This is a genomic window from Nostoc sp. ChiSLP03a, from assembly GCF_034531215.2.
In the GTDB taxonomy this organism is placed as follows: Bacteria; Cyanobacteriota; Cyanobacteriia; order Cyanobacteriales; family Nostocaceae; genus Nostoc.
Genome location: NZ_JAVRBQ020000126.1, coordinates 1 through 24,376, shown reverse-complemented (window position 1 = coordinate 24,376; position 24,376 = coordinate 1). Strand labels below are relative to the sequence as shown.

23 protein-coding genes and 1 pseudogene are annotated in these 24,376 nt (G+C 41.2%); 10 read left to right on the top strand and 14 right to left on the bottom strand.

The genetic code is table 11. From position 1 onward, the window contains the following. Positions 1–364 precede the first annotated feature (364 nt). The 5 genes from RMY32_RS20485 (at position 365) to RMY32_RS20465 (ending at position 4,375) form a co-directional block, all read left to right on the top strand. Entirely contained in the window at positions 365–1,714 is a 1,350-nt protein-coding gene (locus tag RMY32_RS20485; RefSeq protein ID WP_322711606.1) for an ATP-binding protein, read from the top strand. Positions 1,715–2,020: 306 nt separating this feature from the next. Further along, complete coding sequence (locus tag RMY32_RS20480) at positions 2,021–2,458, top strand: Rrf2 family transcriptional regulator (RefSeq protein ID WP_322695353.1); 438 nt, start codon at positions 2,021–2,023, stop codon at positions 2,456–2,458. Between the two features lie 131 nt (positions 2,459–2,589). Further along, the gene (locus RMY32_RS20475; protein ID WP_322711605.1) at positions 2,590–2,982 is read left to right on the top strand and encodes a pentapeptide repeat-containing protein; all 393 of its coding nucleotides are present in this window, start codon (positions 2,590–2,592) and stop codon (positions 2,980–2,982) included. Between the two features lie 97 nt (positions 2,983–3,079). Then, positions 3,080–3,568, top strand: a complete 489-nt coding sequence (locus RMY32_RS20470) for a DUF2243 domain-containing protein (RefSeq protein WP_322711631.1) — start codon at positions 3,080–3,082, stop codon at positions 3,566–3,568. Positions 3,569–3,769: 201 nt separating this feature from the next. Further along, positions 3,770–4,375 (top strand): DUF4129 domain-containing protein, encoded by a 606-nt coding sequence (locus RMY32_RS20465; RefSeq protein WP_322711604.1) that lies wholly within the window; start codon positions 3,770–3,772, stop codon positions 4,373–4,375. Between the two features lie 363 nt (positions 4,376–4,738). Here the strand turns inward: RMY32_RS20465 and RMY32_RS20460 are convergent, their stop codons facing one another. Together RMY32_RS20460 and RMY32_RS20455 are read right to left on the bottom strand one after the other, a co-directional pair. Continuing rightward, on the bottom strand, positions 4,739–6,019 hold the full coding sequence (locus RMY32_RS20460) for an aspartate aminotransferase family protein (RefSeq protein ID WP_322711603.1): 1,281 nt from the start codon (positions 6,017–6,019) through the stop codon (positions 4,739–4,741). A gap of 192 nt (positions 6,020–6,211) precedes the next feature. After that, positions 6,212–6,589, bottom strand: a complete 378-nt coding sequence (locus RMY32_RS20455) for a hypothetical protein (protein ID WP_322711602.1) — start codon at positions 6,587–6,589, stop codon at positions 6,212–6,214. A 125-nt stretch (positions 6,590–6,714) separates the two neighbouring features. Here RMY32_RS20455 and RMY32_RS20450 point away from each other — a divergent pair, with 125 nt between their 5' ends. Both RMY32_RS20450 and RMY32_RS20445 read left to right on the top strand, forming a co-directional pair. Further along, the gene (locus RMY32_RS20450; RefSeq protein WP_229458098.1) at positions 6,715–6,897 is read left to right on the top strand and encodes a hypothetical protein; all 183 of its coding nucleotides are present in this window, start codon (positions 6,715–6,717) and stop codon (positions 6,895–6,897) included. Positions 6,898–7,029: 132 nt separating this feature from the next. Beyond that, complete coding sequence (locus tag RMY32_RS20445) at positions 7,030–8,046, top strand: potassium channel family protein (RefSeq protein WP_322711601.1); 1,017 nt, start codon at positions 7,030–7,032, stop codon at positions 8,044–8,046. 178 nt (positions 8,047–8,224) lie between these two features. On the opposite strand, the gene RMY32_RS20440 is transcribed toward RMY32_RS20445, so the two are convergent. From RMY32_RS20440 to lysA, 3 genes are all read right to left on the bottom strand, one after another. Next, positions 8,225–8,974 (bottom strand): isoprenyl transferase, encoded by a 750-nt coding sequence (locus tag RMY32_RS20440; RefSeq protein WP_322711600.1) that lies wholly within the window; start codon positions 8,972–8,974, stop codon positions 8,225–8,227. Continuing rightward, positions 8,971–9,894, bottom strand: a complete 924-nt coding sequence (gene cdaA, locus RMY32_RS20435) for a diadenylate cyclase CdaA (RefSeq protein ID WP_322711599.1) — start codon at positions 9,892–9,894, stop codon at positions 8,971–8,973. Before cdaA ends, RMY32_RS20440 begins: the two co-directional genes overlap by 4 nt. Before the next feature lie 116 nt (positions 9,895–10,010). After that, a complete protein-coding gene (lysA, locus tag RMY32_RS20430) occupies positions 10,011–11,408 on the bottom strand; it encodes a diaminopimelate decarboxylase (protein WP_322711598.1) in 1,398 nt (465 codons plus the stop codon). Between the two features lie 92 nt (positions 11,409–11,500). Here lysA and rimI point away from each other — a divergent pair, with 92 nt between their 5' ends. Beyond that, positions 11,501–12,052 (top strand): ribosomal protein S18-alanine N-acetyltransferase, encoded by a 552-nt coding sequence (rimI, locus tag RMY32_RS20425; protein ID WP_322711597.1) that lies wholly within the window; start codon positions 11,501–11,503, stop codon positions 12,050–12,052. Between the two features lie 588 nt (positions 12,053–12,640). Next, the gene (locus RMY32_RS20420; RefSeq protein WP_322711596.1) at positions 12,641–15,109 is read left to right on the top strand and encodes an ATP-dependent Clp protease ATP-binding subunit; all 2,469 of its coding nucleotides are present in this window, start codon (positions 12,641–12,643) and stop codon (positions 15,107–15,109) included. A gap of 94 nt (positions 15,110–15,203) precedes the next feature. On the opposite strand, the gene RMY32_RS20415 is transcribed toward RMY32_RS20420, so the two are convergent. Further along, a complete protein-coding gene (locus RMY32_RS20415) occupies positions 15,204–16,592 on the bottom strand; it encodes an ATP-binding protein (protein ID WP_322711595.1) in 1,389 nt (462 codons plus the stop codon). Positions 16,593–17,130: 538 nt separating this feature from the next. After that, a complete protein-coding gene (locus RMY32_RS20410) occupies positions 17,131–17,697 on the bottom strand; it encodes a hypothetical protein (RefSeq protein WP_322711594.1) in 567 nt (188 codons plus the stop codon). 175 nt (positions 17,698–17,872) lie between these two features. On the opposite strand from RMY32_RS20410, the gene RMY32_RS20405 reads away from it, so the two are divergent. Next, positions 17,873–18,424, top strand: coding sequence for a Uma2 family endonuclease (locus RMY32_RS20405; protein ID WP_322711593.1), 552 nt, complete (start codon positions 17,873–17,875; stop codon positions 18,422–18,424). A 208-nt stretch (positions 18,425–18,632) separates the two neighbouring features. On the opposite strand, the gene RMY32_RS20400 is transcribed toward RMY32_RS20405, so the two are convergent. From RMY32_RS20400 to RMY32_RS20370, 7 genes and pseudogenes are all read right to left on the bottom strand, one after another. Next, entirely contained in the window at positions 18,633–19,379 is a 747-nt protein-coding gene (locus RMY32_RS20400) for a creatininase family protein (protein WP_322711592.1), read from the bottom strand. Positions 19,380–19,790: 411 nt separating this feature from the next. After that, positions 19,791–20,025 (bottom strand): annotated as a pseudogene (locus tag RMY32_RS20395) (cupin domain-containing protein). Between the two features lie 21 nt (positions 20,026–20,046). Next, positions 20,047–20,406, bottom strand: coding sequence for a Mo-dependent nitrogenase C-terminal domain-containing protein (locus tag RMY32_RS20390; protein ID WP_322675624.1), 360 nt, complete (start codon positions 20,404–20,406; stop codon positions 20,047–20,049). 680 nt (positions 20,407–21,086) lie between these two features. After that, positions 21,087–22,547, bottom strand: coding sequence for a protein kinase domain-containing protein (locus tag RMY32_RS20385; RefSeq protein ID WP_322711590.1), 1,461 nt, complete (start codon positions 22,545–22,547; stop codon positions 21,087–21,089). A 48-nt stretch (positions 22,548–22,595) separates the two neighbouring features. Further along, on the bottom strand, positions 22,596–23,144 hold the full coding sequence (locus RMY32_RS20380) for a GIY-YIG nuclease family protein (protein ID WP_322711589.1): 549 nt from the start codon (positions 23,142–23,144) through the stop codon (positions 22,596–22,598). Between the two features lie 82 nt (positions 23,145–23,226). Next, complete coding sequence (locus RMY32_RS20375; protein ID WP_322711588.1) at positions 23,227–23,547, bottom strand: hypothetical protein; 321 nt, start codon at positions 23,545–23,547, stop codon at positions 23,227–23,229. Positions 23,548–24,166: 619 nt separating this feature from the next. After that, positions 24,167–24,376 (bottom strand): hypothetical protein (locus RMY32_RS20370; RefSeq protein WP_322711587.1); only part of this gene is annotated, 210 nt, incomplete at its 5' end.

Here is a 24,376-nt window from a genome sequence, read left to right as displayed (position 1 = left end):
GATTTCCAGGAAGGTGAAATAGACAAAGATTCGTCTTAAAGCCAGATAGAAAGAGTATTTTACTTCTTTTATGCGTAGCCGATTCACCAATTCTTACTCCTGAATTCTGCTGTATTAAAGACTTCTTGCATAAGTCGGTAAAAGGGTAAGGGGGAAAGGGGAAAGGAACAATAAAAACCTTTTCCCTTTTCCCGCCTCTTGCAAAAATTACTTTTGCAAGAGGTCTTAAGTCCTAATCACCCCAAAGAACTAAAACTACCTAAAACTACACTGAAATTACTGATAACTGCTAAACTCCAAAAGCTAATATCGTCTAAGTAGGGAATCTAAAACAAACTCCACTTTAGAAATTAGGAGCAAGAGCGTGAATTCGGACGATTTAGCTTTGCAGATAGAGAACATGCGTAAGCGCGTCGCCCTCTTGCAACGCCAGAACGAACAGCAAAAAGCACAAGCAGATATTCAACTCGTTACCGCAGTATTTCAAGAAGTTTACCTGGCTTTGGAAGAACTTCAACTAGTAAATGAAGATTTAAAGCAGCAGAATGAAGAATTATCCAAAACTCAACAGGCTTTGGTAGCAGAAAATCAACGCTACCAAGAATTATTTGAGGAAGTCCCAGACGCTTATTTTGTGACTGATACAAAAGGGATAATTCAGGAAGCTAACTCAGCCGCTACAACTCTGCTTAACATTTCTAAAAGTTCGTTGTTGGGCAAATCCATAGGGATTTTTGTACTTGAGAAAGAAATAATTGCTTTTCATTTGAAACTAAATCATCTGCGCGATCGCGCTCAATTTCCAGACTGGAAAATGCAAGAATGGGAAGTAACCCTGCGACCGCGTGACAAAACACCTATTATGGCTGCGGTTAAGGTTGCTGCTATCCGCAATCAATCTAGTGAGTTAGTTAGTCTGCGCTGGCTATTGCGCGACATTAGCGAAAGCAAGCGAACCCAAGCCAAGCTGCAATGGGCAGAAGAGGCGATGCGACAAGCGCTTGCTAAAGAAAGGGAGTTTAGCGAACTTAAATCCCGCTTGCTCACTATCACTTCCCATGAGTTTCGCACTCCTTTGGCTACCATCCACTCTTCTGCAGAACTACTAGAACATTATCGCCACCTCTGGAGCGAACAGCGACAACAGACCCACCTGCGTCGCATTCAAAAATCAGTTATGCATATAACCCAGTTATTGGATGATGTATTAGTGGTGAGTCAGGATGAAACAAGCAAGTTAGAGTTTAATCCAACACCGATAAATTTAGTGGAATTTTGCCGCGATTTATTAGAAGAATTACAACAGAGCGATCGCTCCCAACATGCGATCGTTTTTAGCAGTGAGTGCCAATGCACAGAAGCTAATTTAGACGCGAAACTACTACGGCAAATCTTGAGTAATTTATTCTCGAATTGTCTAAAATACTCTCCCATTGGTAGTACAGTTAGGTTTTCTGTAACCACTATCAACGAGCAAGCTATATTTCAGACTCAAGACTCTGGTATTGGCATTCCCGCTTCTGACATTGAACACATCTTTGAACCGTTCCATCGCGCTAGTAATACAGCTAATATCCCAGGAATGGGATTAGGGATGTCCATTGTCAAGCAGGCTGTAGATTTACACGGCGGCGAGATTACAGTTGAAAGTGCGATCGATACGGGAACTACCTTTACAGTCATTCTGCCATTTTCAAGAAATTTCCATGTATAGCTAATTAATAAACTTTTTGCAAAAGTCGGGGTAAAGGTGAAGGGGAAAAGGGTAAAGAAACTCAAAATCCTTTCCCTTTACCCTTTATCCTTTACCCTAAGAGCGCAAAAATATTTTTGCAATAAGTCTAATCACTTTTATTTATCGAATTTAAAAACAAAAGTAATTGCTTGTATGCAAGAAGGTCTTTAAAGTGGAGTAAGCCGGTCAACAATAGGTTGATTGTAAAGTTTTTCTTCGCAGTAGCTTAGGGAAACAAACTCAAAGACTTTGTATCTTTAAATATGAGCTTAAAATATTACGCCTGTGGTAATCTCTAACAAATCAGAATACGCACTTCTAGCCCTGTTAGAGTTAGCAACCTGCTACCCTAACGGTGAAGCCCTACAAATTCGAGAAATAGCGGCATTGCAAGACATCCCGAACCGCTATTTAGAACAACTCCTGGCAACGTTAAGACGTGGAGGTTTAATTAAGAGTATACGCGGAGCCAAAGGTGGCTATGTTCTAGCACGAGATCCCGGAAAGATCACAGTGTTGGATGCTTTTAGCTGTATGGAAGGGTCAGATATTGCTGTATCTCCCTGTGAACCGGCTCCCAACACGGTAGAAGGTGAGCTAATTCAGGAAGTTTGGCAAGAAGCACGTCAAGCTGCTAACTCTGTTTTGGCAAAATATACACTCCAAGACCTTTGTGAACGAAGATCGATCCGACAACAGAAGGAACTAATGTATTACATTTAGGAAGTATAATTACTAGTTCGTAATTTGTAATTTGTAATACTTCGGCTACGCTCAGTACAAGTTCGTAATTCGTAATTCGTAATTAAAAGGGGAAGATGAAAGTAAGAACGAGCAATCTGTGACGCTGTGATATGCCTGAAGTCAATTTTCAACAGCCGATAAATAGTGCTGCTACTCTTGTGGAGAGTTATGCAGCAGGAAAACGGAACTTTAGTAAAGCAGAACTGGGTAATGCTGATTTGCAAGGCATTAACTTGAAAGGATCTGACCTGAGTTATGCTGACTTGAGTGAAGCTAACCTGAGTAACGCTAATTTGAGGGGAACTGATTTGAGCTTTGCCGATTTGAGTCAAGCTAATCTGAAAGATGCCGATCTTAGGGGAGCATTATTGATGTCAGCGAATCTCCGCCAAGCCGCTCTTAAAGGAGCGAACCTGGAAAAAGCAGACTGCGATCGCAACACCCATTTTCCCCAAGATTTCGACCCGATGAAAGCGGGTATGCAGATTAAATTTGAAGATTGATTAATTTAAGTTAAACGATTGTACTTGCCTCAAGATAGAAGATATTTCTCTCAAAAGAGTTGTATTTTGGGAGAAAAGCCTATCTATGAGGTTGACAATGGAGGCGAAAAATGAAACCCTCAACCGACGCGCACCACTAATCACTGCTGGCATTTTTCTTGGTGTGGGTCTTGGAGGGTTTATTGATGGAATTTTACTGCATCAAATCCTCCAGTGGCATCACATGCTCAGTAACATCAGGCCTCTGACAAATAGGGCGAATATAGATTTGAACATGGTGTGGGATGGATTATTTCATACCTTGGATTGGGTATTCACCGCGACTGGACTTGTGTTACTATGGCGTGCTGGAAGACGTGATGATGTTCCTTGGTCATCACAGACCTTTATTGGATCGATACTGATTGGTAGTGGATTGTTTGACTTGATTGAAGGTTTAATTGACCATCAAATTCTGGGTGTTCATCATGTTAAACCAGGCCCAAATGAGTTAGCTTGGGATCTAGGATTTCTGGCATTCGGTGCGCTACTTGTTCTCATCGGCTGGCTAATGATTAAAAAAGAGTCAAGAGTCATTAGTCATTAGTCATTGGTCATTGGTCATTGGTCATTGGGCATTGGGCATTGGGCATTGGGCGTTAGAGTGCTGAGTTAGGAGTTAGGAGTTAAGAGTTAAGAGTTTTGTTTATCTCCTTGTCCCCTGCTCCCCTGCTCCTCTGCCCCCTGCCCCTCTGCTTCCCTGCTCCAACTCATTACTCATCCGCTCCCCCACTCCCCGCTCCCTCCTATGACAGATACTTTTGAAAAAACTAGCTGGAATTGGCATTTGTCTCAATTCCAACAACAAGCGGGTGAATGGTGGGAATACCAGTTTTACCGCTTTGAACGGGCTTTACCAGAATTGCCTACTGGATGGTCAATTAGCCCAAGGCTTAGTGAATTGCTGAAATTATTGTTTTGGCTAGTACTGGGATTATTTGTAGCGTGGGTGGGTTGGCGATTATGGCGAGAATTCAGTCCCTATATATATTCTTGGCTAAATAGAAGTGGCAATCTCACTGATTTTCGCGTCAAAACTCGCTCTAATGAGTCATCCATAGCCCTTTTGTTGGAGCGATCGCAAGAATTTTATCGTCAAGCTAACTACCGTGAGGCTTGCCGTTGTGTTTATTTAGCGATGTTGCAGCAGTTGGATAAAAATGCGATTGCACCCCACAAACTCAGCCGTACTGATGAAGAATATTTGCAATTGCTGCGATCTTCTGTGACTTCCATACAGCCTTATGAAACTTTAATTACTACTCACGAGCAATTATGTTTTAGTAATGCTGAAATTTTGCCAGACAATTATGAGCAATGTCGGCAAGCCTATCGAGAAATTTCCCCAGAATGAAAAAGAGACGTTACAATGCAACGTCTCTACACAAAACAAACAATATTTTATATAGCAAGGGACTGGGGACTAGGGACTGGGGACTGGGTGAAAAGCCTTTTTGTGTCTAAATTTGATCGTCTGTTAATGTCCTAACCATTTTGGCTGTTGCTATATGAAGAATTCAGAACTTAGGAGCAAAGCCGGAGACGCTTTGCCAAGGCGTCAGAATTCATACTGAATTCTGTACGAGTGGGTGACGAATATTGGTTAAAAGCGAGTGAAATAGTGGGCGGAAAAAATTAAAATATTCTCGCTTTAAAACTCTATCTCTTTATGGGTAGAGTATTCACCAATTCTGAATTCTGTATTTTGACTCCTGTTTTATTTGGTGAGATTTGCGATCGCCTTGTCCACAGCTTGCAAGGCAGTATTGACTTCCGCCTCTGTAACAATTAACGGTGGCACAAACCGGACAACTTTTGGCCCCGCTGGTACCAACAATACACCCTCCTTGATAGCAGCATTGACGACATCGGCTGCGGTTATCTCGATGTCGGCTCGTAACTCCAAACCGTTGATTAAACCCCAACCCCGAACTTCGCCAATGTGCTGAGGATATTTTGCGGCGATCGCCTTCAATCCAGATCGTAATTGTTCGCCCCTGTCTTGCACATTCTGCAAAATATTTTCTTTTTCCAATGTCTGGCAAACACTGAGTGCTACACCACACACAAAAGGATTTCCGCCAAAGGTGCTAGCGTGTTCCCCTGGTTGAAAAACATCGCAAAATTTCTTGCTCATCATTGCACCGATGGGGACACCTCCACCTAAGCCTTTAGCACTGGTGAAAATATCCGGTTCAACGCCGAGATGTTCGTAAGCCCATAATTTGCCACTACGCCCCATACCAACTTGCACTTCGTCGAAAATCAACAAAACGCCAGTTTCATCGCAAATTTGCCGGAGCTTTTTGAAGTAGGCAACATCTCCCGGACGGACACCGCCTTCTCCCTGCAATGGCTCAATCAGAATCGCCGCTACCCGATAATCGCCTTCATCCAACTCGCTAATCGCCACTTCCACAGCGTTAATATCGTTGTAATTTACGTAGTGGAACCCAGGAACCAAGGGATCAAAATATTTTTGATACTTCGGTTGTGCAGTGGCGGTAATCGTTGCCAAAGTCCGTCCGTGGAAACTGGCATTGGCGGTTAAAATAATCGGTTTTTCAATGTCTAATACTGTGTGGGCGTATTTCCGCGCCAGTTTAATTGCGGCTTCGTTAGCTTCAGCACCAGAGTTGCAGAAAAATACGCGATCGGCACAGGAACGATCGACAAGCCATTTTGCCAATTCACCTTGCTCAGGAATGTAATACAAATTAGAGACATGGTGCAGCTTTTGGATTTGGCGTGTTACCGCTTCTACCATCGCTGGGTGGGCATGTCCTAAAGTACAAGTAGCAATTCCCGCTACAAAGTCCAGATATTCCCGCCCCTGCGTATCCCAAACCCGACATCCCGCACCCCGTTCTAGGGCTAAGGGAAACCGAGCGTAGGTAGACATGACAGCTTCATTAAAGCTATCTGTATCAAAGGGACTAGATGCTGACCCTGAATCTGGGGGGATGGTGGCTTGGTCAACGAGAGTTTGTAGGCTCACTACCGCTCCTCCTGAAAGTTTTTCATTATATAGTTATTTACTAGTTTCCTAGAAATCCCTAAAAAATACTTTTTATTTAGCACAACTCGTACTTCTTCTTAAACTAACGTTTATATGACCTCAAAGGCCTAGCAGTGGTGAAAAAAAACTCCCCTTTGGGATGAAGGGAGTTTAGCGAGAAATTGAAAATAGTTACTGACTGAGTAGTCCAACAACCATTTCAAGGTGCATCTTAGCTTTGTGCAAATTCAGCAGGTTCTCTTGGTCAAATCTATCAGGGTAAGCCATTCTCCTACCTTCCAAGGTTATTTTGATGAGTGCTGCTTGCTCATCTGTGGGTGAATTCATTTCATCTATCACCCCTTCAAAAAATTGAATGGCGCTAAGTCCAGGAGATTTTAATCCCCTTTCTTCTCTTAGCTGCCCAAGTGCTAGCTGAGGGAATGCCATCAGAGAAGTAAGGTAGCTGACTTTGTATGCCGCACTGCCTGTAGGTTTAACACCGTATCGACGGCATAAGTCACGTAATTCTGGGATGGTTTTGATTTCTAACTCGGAACGCGTGAACATAAAATAGAGTTACCTCTTGTAAAAGTGGTATCGGTAGGTAACAACTTTTCCAGGGATGATACCTACCGATTTAAACTCTATTTCCTTGTATACATCAAATCAAGCCTTATTTATATCTCTCAACAATGCCTAACCCCAAGGGTAACCCTCAAAATTTTGAATCATCTCAACCAAGTAGAGAGTTAACCGATAATCTGAGTTTCCGGGTTACTAAGGAAATGAAGGAAGAGGTGAAAGCACAAGAAGACCCTCCAGAATTCTGTAGACGCGCTATCCAAGAAGCACTAGATAAGAAAAAAGGTAAGTAGTCCTGAGTTATTGGACTATTAATATAGATAACTTTAAAGTTAGTAGAAAACTAGAAAAAGTAGGCTAAAAGTACTATTTTTACGTCATTCTCAACACTTGAGCAAAAATATCAACGTATCCAAAAAGAGTTGATGGCTGGGGCGATCGCTCTTGGTGGTGTTTTCTTCATTGGCACTTTGTGGTACTGGTTAGTGGAGGGCTGGTCATGGGAAGATGCAGCTTACATGACAGTTATCACCTTAGCCACTGTGGGATACGGAGAGACGCACCCACTCGGTAGCCGAGGACGATTATTTACAATTGCCCTGATTTTGTTGGGTGTAGTCAATATCGGTTACATTGTCAACAGATTTACAGAAGCGATCATTCAAGGGTATTTTCAAGAAGGAATTCGGCTACAACAACAGAGGCGGTTAATGGAATCCTTAACAGAACACTACATCATCTGTGGATTTAGTCGGACTGGTCGGCAAATTGCCAAGGAATTTCGGACAGAAGGTGTAGCTTTTGTAGTAATTGATTCGGAGACTGAATCAATCCAAAGGGCGCAAGCTGAAGGTTATACAGCATACCAAGGTGACGCTACATTAGATGACACACTCCTAAAAGTTGGTATTGAACGGGCGATGTGTATTGTTGCAGCCCTTCCCTCTGATGCTGAAAATTTATACATCGTATTATCAGCAAAAACGCTGAATTCAGGAATTCGGGTGATCGCACGGGCAAGTACAGAAGAAGCTTTGCAGAAGTTACGACGCGGTGGTGCAGATGAAGTGATATCCCCCTATATTACTGGTGGGAAGCGCATGGCTGCTGCGGCTCTCAGACCCCAAGTATTGGACTTTGTAGATGGGATTTTGACTGGTGCAGACCGCCAGTTGTATATGGAAGAATTTTTACTCGACCCGGCTTTTTGTCCTGTTGTGGGTCAAAGTTTGCAAAAGGCGAGATTGCGATCGCAATCTGGAGCATTGGTTCTGGCAATTCACCGTGTTGATGGGACTTTAATCGGTGGCCCCACTGGCGATACGATTTTAATGCCGGGAGATCGGCTAATTGGTATGGGTACAGCAGAGCAGTTGAGTAGCCTGAATCAAATTCTCGGCCCAATGAATTCCAAGAAACTGCGACCACCAAAAAATATTTAATTTTATTTATAGCCGTAGTCACATAGGTTAGAACAGTGTTGAGCGCTCAAAGCCTTGACAAAACTGGGTTTTTACTCAGCATGGGCTAAACCTTAGCTATCCGCTAACAGCACTTTGCTATAATTACTTTTTTATACTATTTAGCTATTGTGTATATAGTCTAATTGCGTAAGCAGATTTAGACTTTCCCAAATCGCCGCTCCCGTTGTTGGTAGGCACACAGGGCACGGTGGAACTCAGCACGGTCAAAATCGGGCCAGAGAGTATCGCTAATATAAATTTCTCCATAAGCCATTTGCCAGAGAAGAAAATTAGAAAGACGCATTTCTCCGCTTGTGCGAATTAACAAATCTGGGTCAGTCATTCCGGCTGTGTATAAGTGGCTTTCAAAGACGTGTTCATTAATTTCATTGGGTTGTAGCATACCTTGCTGGACAAGTTTTGCGATCGCTTGACAAGCTTGTAAGATTTCCTGCCGTCCGCCATAATTAGTTGCTACCGAAAACCGGATACCGCGATTATCCTTAGTTTCTTCCATTGAACGGAAAATTTCTTGTTGAAGCGATCGTGGCAGGTCTTGCAAATTCCCTACAAACTTAATTTGAACATTCTCTTCTATCATTTCCCGCAGTTCTTGGCGCAAAACTCTTTGAAACAGAGTCATCAAAAAATCTACTTCTTCCTGCGGTCTTTTCCAATTCTCCGTTGAAAAAGCATAAGCTGTCAGTGCCTGAATTCCCCAATCCTGACAGCAGCGAAGTAAATCCTTGAGAGCATCTACTCCTCGCTTATGACCCATAATTCGGGGTAGACCCTGACGTTTAGCCCATCGACCATTACCATCCATAATCACCGCAACGTGCTGCGGCAATAGTTCTCGTTTTAAATCGGTAGGTAAATCTTGCAGTTTAGTTTGTTGTAGTGTCATTTTTTATCTCGAGAAGCGGTCGATGGTAATCTGAGTAAACGTGAAACTAGTGTTAGTGTCTTCCCACCTATCCGACGAACAAAACTCAACAGACCAGGAGCAACTGCTTCCCTATCCACGGTTGGGGACAAAACAGCCTCTAATGACTCTTTCAGTTTCCTAATCGTCAGCGGTCTATTTAGGGTTCCCCGTTCCGCTAAGGAAATAGAACCCGTTTCTTCAGAGACAACAACACAAATGCAATTTTCGACCCGCTCAGTAATTCCCATTGCTGCCCGGTGGCGTGTTCCCAGCTGGCGCGAGGCTGTGCGTCCCGAAAGTGGTAAAATTATACCTGATGACACGATCCGTGAGCCACGAACCAATGTTGCTCCATCGTGTAACAAAGTTTTCGGCTGAAAAATTGTCTGGATTAGTTCTTTAGAAACTTCCGCATTTAGCTTTACTCCTGGCACAGAAAAATCTCGCTCATCAATTGGCCCTGTGGTTTCCACAATTAGTAAAGCTCCAATGCGGTTTTTTGACAATTCTTTAACAGCCTCAACAATTTCATCAATTACGCTATCAGATTTGGGGATTGCCAGACGGTCGGGTTGAAACATCTGGCGGAATTCGCCACGCCCCAATTGCTCCAAAAACCGCCGAAACTCTGACTGTAGAGCAACTGCCATCGCTACAGCACAACCAATCACCAACTTTTCTAGTACAAAACTTAGCAGAGGTAGTCCGAATCTGCCACTGAGTGCTGAGGCTAGCATTAAGATAATGAATCCTCGCACCATCCATAGTGTCCGGCGCTCACTAATAATAACTAGTATCATGTACGTCAGCGCCAGCACTAACACAATATCCAGAGTCCCAAGTAGCAAGGACTGTGACCACCCCAGGTTTGTCAGCCATTGCTTCCACCAATCTCTCATGACATCTGGATTAAACTTTTGCCTCTAATTTACAGTTGGTCATTTGTTATTTGTCCTTTGTCATTTGTCCTTGGTCATTTGCAAATGACCAATGACTAATGACCAAGGACAAATGACTATTTCTTTAGTCTTTCTGGTAGGCGATCTTGTCGAATTAAATCTTCATAAGTTTCACGTTGCAAAATTAAATTTGCTTCGCCATTTGCCACTACGACTGCTGCCGGTCGAGGCAAGCGGTTGTAGTTAGATGCCATACTGTAATTGTACGCACCAGTTCCCATAACTACGAGAATATCCCCTGGTTCAGTCTTTGGGAGTAGAGCATTTTTAATCAGAATATCTCCTGATTCACAATGTTTACCAGCAATTGTGACTGTTTGGGTTAAAGGTGAAGACATTTTATTGGCAACTACTGCCCGATAAACTGATTGGTAAGTAATCGGTCGGGGATTATCAGACATTCCCCCATCGATCGCTACATAGGTACGAATTTCTGGGATAACTTTGGATGAACCAATAGTATAAGCAGTGACGCAAGCTGTGGCAATTAGCGATCGCCCCGGCTCGCTAAGTAATTTTGGCAAAGGCAGATTTTCGGCTGCACAAGCTGCTTGAATTACTTCACAAATCGACTTGACCCATTCTTCAATGCTGGGGGGATCGTCTGATTCTATATATTTAATCCCTAAACCGCCACCAACATTTAACTCTGTAATATTTAAACCATACTTCCTGGCATCCCGGAGCCATTGCACCATAACAGCCGCCAAATCTTGATGCGGTTGGCGCTCAAAAATTTGAGAACCAATATGAGCGTGTACTCCTACGCAATTGAGCGCAGGTTGTTGACTGACAAAGGTAAAAACTTCATCTAAATCGTTGGGATCAAAGCCAAATTTACTATCTAAGTGTCCCGTGCGAATATATTCGTGAGTGTGGCACTCAATACCGGGAGTTAGCCGTAGCATGATGCGGATTGCTTGATCGGTTTGGGCGATTTCCACAAGGGTATGCAACTCATACCAGTTATCCGCCACAACGGTAACACCAGACTCGATCGCTAGAATTAATTCTTCACGAGATTTATTATTTCCATGAAGGTAAATTTTCTGGGGACTAACACCCGCTTGTAAGGCGGTGTAAAGTTCGCCTCCAGAAACTACATCGATTCCCAGACCCTCAGAAGCGGCGATCGCACAAACTGCTAAACAATTCCAAGCTTTTGAGGCGTACAATACTTGAGATTCACCCTTGTAGTATTGCTTGAAAGCATCTCGGTATTGCTGACAAGCCGAACGCAGGGTTTCTTCATCTAAAATATATAAAGGTGAACCAAACTGCTCAACTAGGGTTGTGACATCACACCCACCAATTTCCAAGAGGTCACGATCATGAACTCTGGCAGTCAAGGGTAAAAGTTCTTGATTAGGCGATGGATTTGCACTGGTGTCGTGCCTTTGAGGTAAATATTGACTTCCAGAATGTTGAACCCCAGTGGGGTGAGTCGATACCATAACTATAAAAGTTTTCCTTGTTCAAATTACGGGCTTTGAGTTCGTCTCCCGATTCCCAGTTTACAAAGGGTTTGTAACGTTATTCAATAAATGTGATTTCATTAGACTTAGAAATTAAATTACTGACACTAGAAAATCTCACTGCTATTTTGGAACTCGATCGAGCTTGTTTTGGCGGACTTTGGACTCTGGAGGGCTACAAACGAGAATTGGATAGTCCCAACAGCGATTTACTCGGTTTATTTTCTTCCTCCTCCAGCACAAGTTTGCTAGGAATGGGTTGCTTTTGGTCAATTTTAGAGGAAGCCCATATTACAATTTTGGCAGTTCATCCCGAATATCAGCGTCAAGGAATGGGCGCGGCTTTATTATATTCACTCATTAAGACAGCTTGCGATCGCAAAATGGAGCGAGCTACCCTCGAAGTACGAGCTTCCAACCTGGGGGCTATATCTTTATATCAAAAATTTGGCTTCAAAACAGCTGGGCGACGGCGGCGTTACTACCAAGATAACGATGAGGACGCTTTAATCCTTTGGCTTCCAGATTTACAACACCCGAAATTTCAAGCAACTTTAGACCAGTGGTATTCCATTGTCAGCGATCGCCTCGAAAAATCCTCTTGGCACTTGCTTTTTAAGTAAGTCCGCGAGAAGATGTACGACTATATTATTGCGTTCGCCCCTAGCGTTCTTGAAAGGTACGGAGCAAAGCAAAGTGTTCGCGGAGCGTTCCCGAAGGGTAGCAATTACATGGGTTTTGAAGGTTTTACATTTTGTTATATAGTTAGCTTTATTTGTACCTACCTATTTAGTTGGGTATGAGTAATTTTGAACTATTAGGGCTTGCGATCGGCTTCAGCAAAAAAATGTAACTTTGCCGTACCTATTTTTATTTAAATATTTTATTAAAAAATTCAATTATATAAATAAATTATATATTAATTATTTTTGCTTGATATGAAAAAATATATATGTTAAATATAAATGTTTGGGATTGAGTCAAAAAACCCTTAATCTAAGCAGTGAACTGTTTGTAATAAATCCCAAAAACGCTGGTAAACTAAAGCTCCTCAGTACACTAGCAACATAGAAGTAGTCAATAGTTAACAATTAGTCCATCAACCCAAGTCATAGGTTCAGGATGTCTATAATCTGTTATACAGGCATCCAAAAGCTTTGCCTGTGCTAAAATCAGCATACCGGCACGACCGCAGATGATGGGATAAAGCCATGTTTGAGCGCTTCACAGAAAAAGCCATTAAGGTAATCATGCTGGCCCAAGAAGAGGCCCGCCGTTTAGGTCACAACTTTGTCGGAACCGAGCAGATCCTCCTGGGTCTGATTGGCGAAGGCACTGGAGTGGCTGCTAAGGTGCTGAAATCAATGGGCGTCAATCTCAAAGATGCCCGAATTGAAGTTGAAAAAATTATAGGACGGGGATCGGGCTTTGTTGCCGTGGAAATTCCGTTTACGCCACGGGCGAAGCGAGTTTTAGAACTTTCCCTAGAAGAAGCACGCCAACTAGGGCATAACTACATTGGCACCGAGCATCTGCTGTTGGGCCTAATCCGCGAAGGGGAAGGCGTCGCAGCCAGGGTGCTAGAAAACCTCGGTGTGGATCTATCTAAGGTAAGAACCCAAGTCATTCGGATGTTGGGAGAAACTGCCGAAGTTTCACCAGGCGGTTCATCCGGGCGCACAAAAACTCCTACTCTGGATGAATTTGGTTCAAACCTGACCCAAATGGCAATAGACAATAAGCTCGATCCGGTGGTAGGACGCGCCAAGGAAATTGAGCGAGTGATCCAGATATTGGGTCGCCGAACCAAAAATAACCCAGTGCTGATTGGGGAACCAGGGGTTGGTAAGACTGCAATTGCAGAAGGTTTAGCTTCACGCATTGCCACTAAAGATGTCCCTGACATCCTGGAAGATAAACGCGTCGTCACCTTAGATATTGGTTTGCTTGTAGCAGGAACAAAGTATCGAGGTGAATTTGAAGAACGCTTGAAAAAAATCATGGATGAAATCCGCTCGGCGGGTAATGTCATTCTCGTGATTGATGAGGTACACACCTTAATTGGTGCGGGTGCGGCAGAAGGTGCGATTGACGCAGCAAATATCCTCAAGCCAGCTTTGGCTAGAGGTGAGTTGCAGTGCATCGGTGCTACAACCCTAGATGAATACCGGAAGCACATCGAGCGAGATGCAGCGCTAGAGCGACGTTTCCAACCAGTAATGGTTGGCGAACCTACAGTTGATGAAACAATTGAAATTTTATATGGTTTGCGCGAACGCTACGAGCAACACCACAAACTGAAAATCTCTGACGAAGCATTGGTAGCGGCGGCGAAATTGTCAGATCGTTACATTAGCGATCGCTACCTCCCAGATAAAGCCATCGACTTGGTTGATGAAGCTGGTTCTAGAGTGCGCTTGATTAACTCCCAGCTGCCACCCGCAGCCAAAGAGTTAGACAAAGAGCTGCGTCAGATATTAAAAGAAAAAGATGACGCGGTGCGCTCTCAAGACTTTGACAAAGCTGGAGAATTGCGCGATCGCGAAATGGAAATCAAAGCCGAAATCCGGGCGATCGCTCAAAGCAAGACCAATGCAACTGGCTCTGAACATGAAGAACCCGTAGTTACAGAAGAAGACATTGCCCACATTGTCGCTTCTTGGACTGGGGTACCGGTGAACAAACTCACCGAATCTGAATCTGAAAAGCTGCTGCACATGGAAGACACCTTGCATCAGCGTTTAATTGGTCAAGACGAAGCTGTGAAAGCAGTTTCACGGGCAATTCGTCGCGCTCGTGTCGGTTTGAAAAATCCCAATCGACCCATAGCTAGCTTTGTCTTCTCTGGGCCTACTGGTGTAGGTAAAACCGAGTTGGCGAAGTCATTGGCTGCCTACTTCTTTGGTTCCGAAGAAGCGATGATCCGCTTAGATATGTCTGAATACATGGAGCGTCACACCGTCAGCAAGCTGATTGGTTCGCCTCCAGGTTATGTTGGTTATAACGAAGGTGGTCAGCTGACCGAAGCCGTGCGGCGGCGTCCTTACACCGTGGTGTTATTCGACGAAATCGAAAAAGCCCACCCCGATGTATTCAACATGCTGCTGCAAATTTTGGAAGACGGTCGGTTAACTGATGCTAAAGGTCGCACGGTGGACTTTAAGAACACCTTGCTGATTTTAACTTCCAATATTGGTTCTAAGGTAATTGAAAAAGGCGGTAGCGGTATCGGCTTTGAATTCTCCGAAGATGCTAGCGAGTCAACTTACAACCGGATTCGCTCTTTGGTGAACGAAGAATTGAAGCAGTACTTCCGTCCAGAATTCCTCAACCGACTCGATGAAATTATCGTCTTCCGTCAGTTGAGCAAGCCGGAGGTGACCCAAATCGCCGAAATTATGCTCAAGGAAGTATTTGGTCGTCTCACTGAAAAGGGTATCACCTTAGAAGTTAGCGATCGCTTCAAGGATCGGTTGATTCAAGAAGGTTACAGTCCCAGCTACGGCGCAAGGCCATTACGTCGGGCAATTATGCGCCTGTTAGAAGATAGCCTAGCAGAAGAAATTCTGTCTGGTCGTATTAAGGATGGTGATACAGCCTTGGTTGATGTGGATGAAAATGGCGTTGTGCAAGTTAGTTCTCAACAGCGTCGGGAATTATTGCCCCAAGGCGTTGAGTAAGATTTAGGGTTTGGGATTTAAATCTCAAATAGAAAATTAGAAAACGGTAGAGTATTTATTGCTCTACCGTTTTTTGTGTTATTTGATAATTTGCTTATTGAACTTTACGCCAAGCCGAAGTAACAGTTTTAGTTCCTGGTACTAGTTCAATCAGACCCTGCTCTCTAAGTCTATTAAAAGCCGCTTTGATAGTACTTTCAGAATCTACACTGGCGATTTGTCGTGCAATTTTGTTAGTTACATTTTCATGATCATTTAAGTATTCCATAATTGTTGATTCAATGGAAGCAAGGGGTTCATGTCGAATATAAACAGTTACTGAGTTTTCTTGTTCAAGAATAACAGGAACCTTAAGTCTTAAACGAGTCATCGCATCAAAAGCTGTGTTTAAACCCTCACCCACGTCTTTATTGGGTGCTTCAGGAAATCTGTTAATAAGGCGTACTATTACACCATTCCTCGCAAACTGTTCTTTCAAAATGTTATCTATTGTGATATGTCCGGGTAATCTACCGGGACTTTCAACTTCTACACGATTATCAAAGATGCGAATTTGCACGTCTTTTAAAATGCTATAGTCCCTATGAAGCACTGCATTAGTAATAATTTCATGTAAAACCTCATCAGGATATTCGATATGTTGTAACCTTCCTGCTTCCAATTTTGGGATTTCTTCAACTATATTCTTTGTCTTCTTTACTGCCTCAATAATTTGATCGTACAAGCAGCCTTCAATGGTTATCGGATCAAAAGCCAAATTCTCCCTCCGACCTTCTTCATCAGCAGTCTTGTATCTATAGACTTTAACTCCGCATCTTTTCGGTAGTAAAGCTTGTGGTTCCTCAGAGAAAAGAAGAACACCAGCAACAGTTGGCTTTCCATTAATAATCAACTGTTGTTTTTTTAACCACTGTTCTGGCTCTGCTGACGGTATCACGCGAAGCATAAAATTAAGAATAGGAAGAGAGTTTGTAATAACTTCTATATTAGCCTTGACTGTAGATGTCTCAAAAGAATCTATACCCTTGTCAAGCTTGAGGCGTGCAAGTTTTTCTTCTGTATCCTGTGGGAGATTTTGTGCTCCAAGTCGCAAATATGGAATAGGCTTGTCCAAAGCTTTAACGATTTCTCGCGTTTTGTTAATGTCTATTTGAAGAACTAGCCCTAAACAACTATCACAGGACAAGAAGGTATAGCTATAGTACTGACCTAGTGGGAATAGTTCCTGAAAAACCTGCAAATGAGCATTTGCATCTTCTTGATCAGCAAAGCCACGCCAAGTACGTTGATTTTTCCTATCAATTTCAGTTTCATCAATTCCAATATAAACTTCACCACCACTAGCATTTGCAAATGCAGATAGAGAGCGAGTTAGTTTCGCTGGCTTTATGTCTATTGATTTCAAGTCTAAAAAGTGGCTTTCCTCAGATGAGAGAATTTGACTAACCTGCTCATAATTAATCTTTTCAACTTTAATTGACATAAGAATTTTTCAGTTACGACTTTAGTATTAAGTAAGAATTATAGTACTCGACTATAAGTGTAGTTACTCAGCTATCGCCTCAGCCTAATGCCACAATCAATATTTATATCAGTTTTATCACATGCTCCTATGCATATCTTTATCTTCAATCAATCGACTGATTCTGAATAAAACCTGAAGTGCCCTTAAAATGAGAAAATATAAAGAATTATTAAGAGGAATCAATCGTTATGAGTGGGATAGTTGCTAAGTGAACGATTGACGAATATCACCGCATGATTGACGCTGGTATTCTGAGCGATCGCCTTTTATAGGTATTGCTCTGGACCTGGATATTGCAAAGCAAAACCTATTTGTTTAGCCTACTCAAGCAGCAGAGGTTTTTATTTTTTCAACAGAGGCTACTTAACACTTCGCTATGCGGAATAAGTAATAGGATAGGTTGGGTTGAAGAGGTTTGCCCTGAACTGAATTGTGGGATGTCTCCAGATAAAGTGAGGAGGTTTACATTGCATTGCTTTTCTCTTAAAAAAATTCCTTAATTCATTACGTAAAAACAGAAAATTTCTGTTATTTTGCCTTTTTCAACAGTAAAATTTAAACCTCCAGGGCTGGGTTTTTCAACTATATAATTTAAATTAGTAACTTTACCATTTTGGGAAATTTCAGTTTTTCCATAAGTTCTAATCACTTTTGATTGTTTGTCACCTACTTTTACTCCATCTATGGTGGAATATTTAGAACGAGTTGCTTTGATTTGATAAACAGTAAAGTTACCTGGTTTAGCACCTTCATCTAAATCAACTGTGATTCCTGCATATTTCAGAGTACGAACTTTACCAATAGCAGCTATAAAGCCATTTTCTACTTTTACAGGTTTACCTAAAATTTTTCTGACTTGTGCTTCGGACATAGAAAGTTTTACCCCACCTATTCCTAGACGTTCAATAGTTATTCCTGTTGATTGATTGTTAAGATTCTGAGAAATTTGATAATTAGTGGTGGTAGCAGTTACTTGACTATGGGTGTAGCTAGTTAAGGGAATAACAAAAGTAGCGATGCCTATGGCGGACTGCGCCAACACCAACGAAATTTCTCTTAACATAATTGCATACTCGACTATTTTATAGTTACCAAGCTGTTACCTCAGCCTGTGTATCAGTATTATCACATGCTTTCTGGCATATCTTTATCTTCAATCAATCGACTTATTCTGAATTACACCTAAAGTACCTTTAAAATGGAAAAATATTAAGAATTATTAGGAGGAATCAATCGTCATGAGTGTGATAGTTGCTAAGTGGACGATTGACGAATATCACCGCATGATTGACGCTGGCATTTTGAGCGATCGCAAAGTTGAACTACTTAAAGGAGAAATTGTCGAAATGTCGCCGGAAGGAGAACCTCACGCTTATAGTAGTGGCGAAGCTGGTGACTATTTAGCAAAGTTATTGGCTGGACGCGCTAAAATTCGTCAAGCTAAACCAATTACTCTACCCAACGACTCGGAACCCGAACCAGATATTGCTATTGTCCAACCTTTAGGACGCGAATATCGACAGCATCATCCCTATGCAGAAAATATTTTCTGGTTGATTGAGTACGCTAACTCTAGTTTAGAAAAGGATTTAGAGACAAAAAGCAAAATCTATGCAAAAGCAGGTATCTTAGAATATTGGGTTGTCAATCTAAAAAAGTTACACTTGGTGGTGTATCGAGAAATCTTACATGGAGAGTATGTGACAAAACTGACATTGACCGAAGGAATAATTCAACCGCTTGCATTCCCAGATGTTTCTGTTGCAGTGGAACAAATTATTAACAGCTAAGATAATTTACAGCCTTTTTTACCTTTTTGAACCACAAGAAGGTAAAAACACGAAATTGGACTGATTGTGCCCCGCTACGTTAACGCATCTCTATAAGGATTCTGGATAACGCATATTTAATTTCACCAGATGTCTAATAATCATTCTTAAGATATTTGATGCAGAGACACGATTTTACTCGCATCTCTACAATGTCTTTTCATGAGTTTTATTCTGCGTTCACAAATTCCAAATATCCATTGCTAAGTTCTTTAACTGCCAAATCATAAAATTGCTTACCATGTTCTGGCGTTGCTAAAGCCGGATTTGATCCCATACGTCCATCTGGATAACGCACTCGAAAGTCAGCAGCGCTATAAATCTGATGTCCGCTTGCAACTTCTGGTGAAAGGAGTGCTTGCTTAATCGCCTCTGGATAAACGTACTGGGTGAGGGCTACTTCACTTGGCGTTGCATGAGAACCTTCTTGATCCCCATATAATTCTTTAGCTAGCTTATATACAGAACCGCACATAAACCAGTTTGCCACTTGACATTGCACCTGTTGAGCATTGGCAATCTGCAAATCTTCTAAATGAGCATAAGTTTCTGAGAAAGCAGCTTTCAGGGTAGCAATATTCCCACCGTGTCCGTTAATAAAGTAGAATTTGCTAAAACCAGCTTTTGCTAAACAAGTTACATAATCTCGCACTACTTGAATTAAAGTGCTGGGACGCAGACTAATTGACCCAGGAAAAGCAGTATGATGTAGTGCCATCCCCACATTGATTGTAGGGCCAACGATCGCTTGGGTTGCATCACCTACACCACGAGCGATCGCTTCTGCACAAATAGCATCAGTACCAATTAACCCTGTTGGCCCGTGTTGTTCTGTAGAACCAATAGGGAAAATAATCCCCTTTGACTGCTGTAAATAAACTTCGACTTCTTGCCAAGTACTTAAATGCAGTAACATTTAATCATTTTCCTCAATAAAATTGCGGTGGGATCAAACATTTTGCTGCTAAACTCCCACTAACACGATTATGAACTCTCTGGATTTTCTCTGCTGGCGATCGCACAAAATCCCCGACAACTTTTGCGAAATCGGGGATCTTTGTTTTATACCAAATTTGGAGAGAATTAGACGATCTATTTCTACGAATATTTTTTAGGTAATGGAGTCGCAACGAGTTTTGACAGAGATATATATAAACAATTTACCGATTCTGCCATTTTATCCTACGATACTCGTCGGTAAACTTCCATAATATAAATCAAAATTGATTTATGAAATCTTGCTTTTCTGGATAATCAAGAAAAAAAGTCGCTCAATTTTGATTTTTTACTACTCGAAGTAATAATGCTTTTTTACGTTACTTGTAATTTACCATGTACAGGACATACCAGCGGGGAAAATGACTAAATCGCCTTTACCCATTTGCACTGGTTTTCCGCCATCAGGAGTAACAAGTACGTCACCTTCCAAAAAATAGCAAGTTTCTTGAGAATCATAAGTCCAATGAAATTTGGAAACTTCATTTTTCCAAATTTCCCATTTAAATACACCTAATTCATTGAAATATTCAAGTCTTAAGTTGCTGCTCAATTTTAATTTCCATATTAGTTATTTCTCGTTATATTCAGCAGTAAGATTGAATATCTTCTCCACACTGATCTACTAAATAACACAAAGCGCGAAAACGCAAGTAGACAAGTTCGTTATAAAGCGGATTCAGTTTACACATTGGCGGAATGTGTCCTATTTTGCGACCAAAAAGCATGACATCACGCTCAAATGGACACTGGGCGGGAATTAATTTAGCAATAAATTTAGCTAATTTCCGATTCTGAATCTCAATTTTGTCGAGCCATTGACGTAATGGTTGCAGTAAATCTAATTTTGGTTGAGCAAATTGCTTTTTACTAGCTGTTTGATTTTTTTCTTCTAAAGGTTTAATGAAAGCAGGCAGAAAAATACGTTGATTCTGTGTTTTAAGCATAGTTTTAGGCAAGGTTTTCCTTGTGAATATGAACTATTTGCCGATTGAAAATCTTGCCATGTAATATGTTTAGTCAATTTGCACTCTGCTTGTAAATTAAAAAGCAAAGTAAGCATAATGCAAACAATTTACATGCATCTTTGGGAAGAGAAATGGTTTAACTAATTGTTATTTAAGCCCACCAAATCATGAAGAACTGTCCCGTTAAATACAAAATAACAAAGAAAATATAAAAATGGCATTTCTTTAACTTATGGATTTCTAATCTGAAAAATAGCAATTTTATATATTAAATATAAATGCCTGGTTCGGAAACTGACTAGTATCTAAAGATGTAGTTTATGGCACACAAACACAGTTTTGTTCTGACCCCACATACATTTCGCTAGGATTAGCCCCTAATATCTTTCGATTTTAAGGTATTGAATATCCTTCATTTTGTCTGATATGCTACATCAGCTAACCTAAATATTATCTAATAAGTAATGATAAATCGATTGATAAGCCAAGCTAAAGTAATTACTTATACAAATATAAAAACGCTTGTACTGAATAATTCTCCAGTTTTTATAATCCACTTGTCCAATTACTCACTGTGAGATTTAGCCGTTAGCACAGCCTTTGTAGAAAAGTATTGGCTATTCTCCTCAGTCCTCACTCCCTGATGATGAAAAACTTAATTATTTAAAATATCTTAACCCGGTATTAACCTGATATTTGTTGATATATTCTACATTCTGTTGCTCTAATTTTGTCAGCAATTTAACTGGAAATGTCTTTGGTGAATATATAGGACGATACCAAAGTTGGTTATTAAAGTAATTTTGCAATTCAATATTCTCAAAACGGCGACCATGACTGGCAAAAATCGAATTTCGCATAATATCGAGTTCAAAACCGCTTTTACCATCCAAATCTGCATCAGTTACAAGTCTTTGAGAAAGCCAGAAATAATTGTTGAGAGTTGTGCTATCAACAGGTGGTATTGATGTAGTTGAGGAAGATGATTGAGTTGGAACAGATAGGGTCGTTGGTGTCAATGTGGGAGTTTCTATCACTGGACTTGTAATATTTGACGGTGTTTCTGAAGGTAATACCGTTTTGTCTGCTGTAGATTGAGAAGATTTGGATAACACTTGACTAATAATCACAGATGCACCAATTAACCCACCTGCAATCAAACTGCCTATGAGAATATTATTCTGACTATGTCTACTTTGAGGGCTAGGCTGTGGTTTGACAGATGCTGTCTGAGGTGGCGGTGCAGAGACTACAGTTGGTTGAGTTAACAGGGGTTGCGTTGGTGGAATTGGATTTGCTATGCTCTGCAAAGAATCCAGCATTGCTCTAGCTGTGGGATAGCGATCGCGTGGATGATAAGCGATCGCCCGATCGATTACTCTTGTCATAATTGGGCTAACATGACTCGCATATTGCCGCCAGACAATTTCACCCGTTTGAGAATCGGTTTCTAGTTGTTGCGCCTGTTTACCAGTCAACAAATAAATTACCGTCATTCCTAAACTGTATAAATCACTAGAATAAACTGGTCTACCTGCGGCTTGTTCGCTCGGCATATAGCCAGGTGTACCAATCACAATGGAACTGGTAGGATTACCTTGAGAATTCACCACTGTTCCCATTGACTCCCGCACAGCACCAAAATCAATCAGCACTGGTTTAGCATCCCGATGACGCACAATAATATTATCTGGCTTAATATCGCGGTGAACGATATGCTTAGAGTGAACGTAATCCAGGACGGGTAATAAATTCATAAACAATTCCTGGACAGCGCCTTCACTAAATAGCCCCTGCTTCTGGACTTTTGCGGTTAAAGTATCCCCTTCAACCCATTCTTGAACTAAGTAAAATTGTCCACCTGAAGAGAAGTAAGCATATAATGCCGGAATTTGGTCATTTGTGCCACCGAGTTCTTCTAAAATAGCTGCTTCGCGTTGAAACCTCTCTTGTACTAACTGATAAATTTGGGGATTGTTGTGAATCGGTCTTAGCTGTTTAACCACACAATGGCGCTTTGAAGGCATATAGGTGTCTTCAGCTAGATAAGTTTCACCAAACCCACCAGCACCCAGTGTGCGGATAACTTGATAGCGATCGTTCAGCAGCTGTATTGTCATGGGAGATTACAAGCGATATTCATAAGATAGTTTTCCCCAAAACTACCTTCATTTCAAATCTAGTAAACCTTCTTCTTTCAATTTAGGATTGAAGCGAATTTGCATTTGCAAACCGCGCACTTCTAACAATTGCGTTGAAATTTCTGCTTCTACTCTGCGTGCCACATTTTTAAGAACTTTTATTTGTGCTAATTCATCATTAGCTGGATTTTCATATTTTGCTTGTTCTTCAGCTGTCATTGCAACTTTAACATCAATGGGATGAGTCCATTTTTCCTTTTGATCCCCATTACCCCAAGGCACACTGCCATTTTCAGCAATCCAAGCATTTTCAGTATTTTCTAAAATTGTACGACTAGGGCGTTCAATAGTTTGAACTTTGACCCAATAGCATTGCTGTGGCTGACGAACTAAATGCTGTTTGAGGCTGAGGTAAACATCACGAGAGTATCCTATAAATTGCAGCACTTTTTCTTGGTCAAAGATCGCATATACTCCGATTTTACCCTGAAATTGTTCGGGTAATTGGCCGCGATCGTCTATATAAGGTATATATTCCAGACTTGCCAAAGAAGAAAGATTTGTTTCAGAAGCCATACATTAAATATCAAACTTACTATTTGCCTTCAGGATTGAAAATTGCGAATTAGAAAAAATTATCTTTAAAATTATTCATTACTTAAAATTTTTGGTAAATTGCACAAAGGCGGCTGGGTTTAAAAATCTTAGCACTGAACATGAAATTTGGTGGCACATTAATGATGACATACTCATCAGATTCATGATATTTTTCAAATTCTGCTGGCATTCCTTTAGTAGTAGTTAAGCTATAAGGAACTGGTTGGAAAAGTAATTTTGTAAAATTAAGTTGCTCACACTCCAATTGTTGGCAAATTTGATTCAAGAAAGCAACGCTTGTCAATAAATTGAATAAAGTTTCTTGAGCTTGTGCTTCAAGAGTAAAACTTCCATCAAAGTTCTGAACAATTTTAAGGGCCATTTTCTGTATTAATAACTAGTTATTAACGACTAAGTGATGATAGAGCATAACAACATGTTACACAGTCATCCAAATGTAATGTGCAACGAAGCCTATCTTCTTGTGCAGATAAACTTGGTTAAAAATAACCACTTTAAGATCAGCCTATTGGATTATGGGACTTCTGTCAGCTAGATGATAAAGCTGGTATTGTTAATAATCATGAAGTTTAGTAATCTAGTCAAGTCTTGGGAAAATACCTCATTTCAATCAACCTGTATATTCATTGGTCACAAGCTAAGGTTATGAGCCAGTTGTCAAGGGGATTTTAGAAAATGCTTGAAATAAAAATTCTTTGGTTTTATTTGGGCTTAATTTTTGTCTAAGTCCCACTAACTATCCCTTCATTTGCTATAACCCTCTTCTGTCACTTTCCGGGTATTCTAAATAAAAGATATTAGAAGAAAAAACTCTCTTCAGGTAAGTAAGTAGGGCAATGGATGTAGAATTACAAATCCTGAAACATCTGGCAAGAGATGCCCATCCAACAATTGCGCTCGTAGATGAATATTGAATCATCTAAGTTGTGCCATGAACCAATTTAAACCCTTTTTTGCTTCTGGATGATTTCACTCCTGAACTACTTGCTTATCTCGGAGAGTGACAGAAGAGGGATAAATAGTAGCACAGTTAAAACTTTAGGATTTTGATGAGAAACAAAAAGCCCCAGGCGGGATGAGCTTGGGGCTTTTGTTTGAATTATGCAACCTGGCATCGAGCTATTTTTGCGTAGGGCGACCCCTAAACTATCGTTGCCGCAGCAGCGTTTCACCTCTGAGTTCGAGAAGGG

Coding starts and splice junctions, on each gene's coding strand:
- RMY32_RS20475 (WP_322711605.1), top strand. CDS start 2,590: ATGCCTGAAGTCAATTTTCAACAGCCGATAAATAGTGCTGCTACTCTT.
- RMY32_RS20470 (WP_322711631.1), top strand. CDS start 3,080: ATGGAGGCGAAAAATGAAACCCTCAACCGACGCGCACCACTAATCACT.
- RMY32_RS20465 (WP_322711604.1), top strand. CDS start 3,770: ATGACAGATACTTTTGAAAAAACTAGCTGGAATTGGCATTTGTCTCAA.
- RMY32_RS20455 (WP_322711602.1), bottom strand. CDS start 6,589: ATGTTCACGCGTTCCGAGTTAGAAATCAAAACCATCCCAGAATTACGT.
- RMY32_RS20450 (WP_229458098.1), top strand. CDS start 6,715: ATGCCTAACCCCAAGGGTAACCCTCAAAATTTTGAATCATCTCAACCA.
- RMY32_RS20445 (WP_322711601.1), top strand. CDS start 7,030: ATGGCTGGGGCGATCGCTCTTGGTGGTGTTTTCTTCATTGGCACTTTG.
- RMY32_RS20440 (WP_322711600.1), bottom strand. CDS start 8,974: ATGACACTACAACAAACTAAACTGCAAGATTTACCTACCGATTTAAAA.
- cdaA (WP_322711599.1), bottom strand. CDS start 9,894: ATGAGAGATTGGTGGAAGCAATGGCTGACAAACCTGGGGTGGTCACAG.
- lysA (WP_322711598.1), bottom strand. CDS start 11,408: ATGGTATCGACTCACCCCACTGGGGTTCAACATTCTGGAAGTCAATAT.
- RMY32_RS20420 (WP_322711596.1), top strand. CDS start 12,641: ATGTTTGAGCGCTTCACAGAAAAAGCCATTAAGGTAATCATGCTGGCC.
- RMY32_RS20415 (WP_322711595.1), bottom strand. CDS start 16,592: ATGTCAATTAAAGTTGAAAAGATTAATTATGAGCAGGTTAGTCAAATT.
- RMY32_RS20410 (WP_322711594.1), bottom strand. CDS start 17,697: ATGTTAAGAGAAATTTCGTTGGTGTTGGCGCAGTCCGCCATAGGCATC.
- RMY32_RS20405 (WP_322711593.1), top strand. CDS start 17,873: ATGAGTGTGATAGTTGCTAAGTGGACGATTGACGAATATCACCGCATG.
- RMY32_RS20400 (WP_322711592.1), bottom strand. CDS start 19,379: ATGTTACTGCATTTAAGTACTTGGCAAGAAGTCGAAGTTTATTTACAG.
- RMY32_RS20390 (WP_322675624.1), bottom strand. CDS start 20,406: ATGCTTAAAACACAGAATCAACGTATTTTTCTGCCTGCTTTCATTAAA.
- RMY32_RS20385 (WP_322711590.1), bottom strand. CDS start 22,547: ATGACAATACAGCTGCTGAACGATCGCTATCAAGTTATCCGCACACTG.
- RMY32_RS20380 (WP_322711589.1), bottom strand. CDS start 23,144: ATGGCTTCTGAAACAAATCTTTCTTCTTTGGCAAGTCTGGAATATATA.
- RMY32_RS20375 (WP_322711588.1), bottom strand. CDS start 23,547: ATGGCCCTTAAAATTGTTCAGAACTTTGATGGAAGTTTTACTCTTGAA.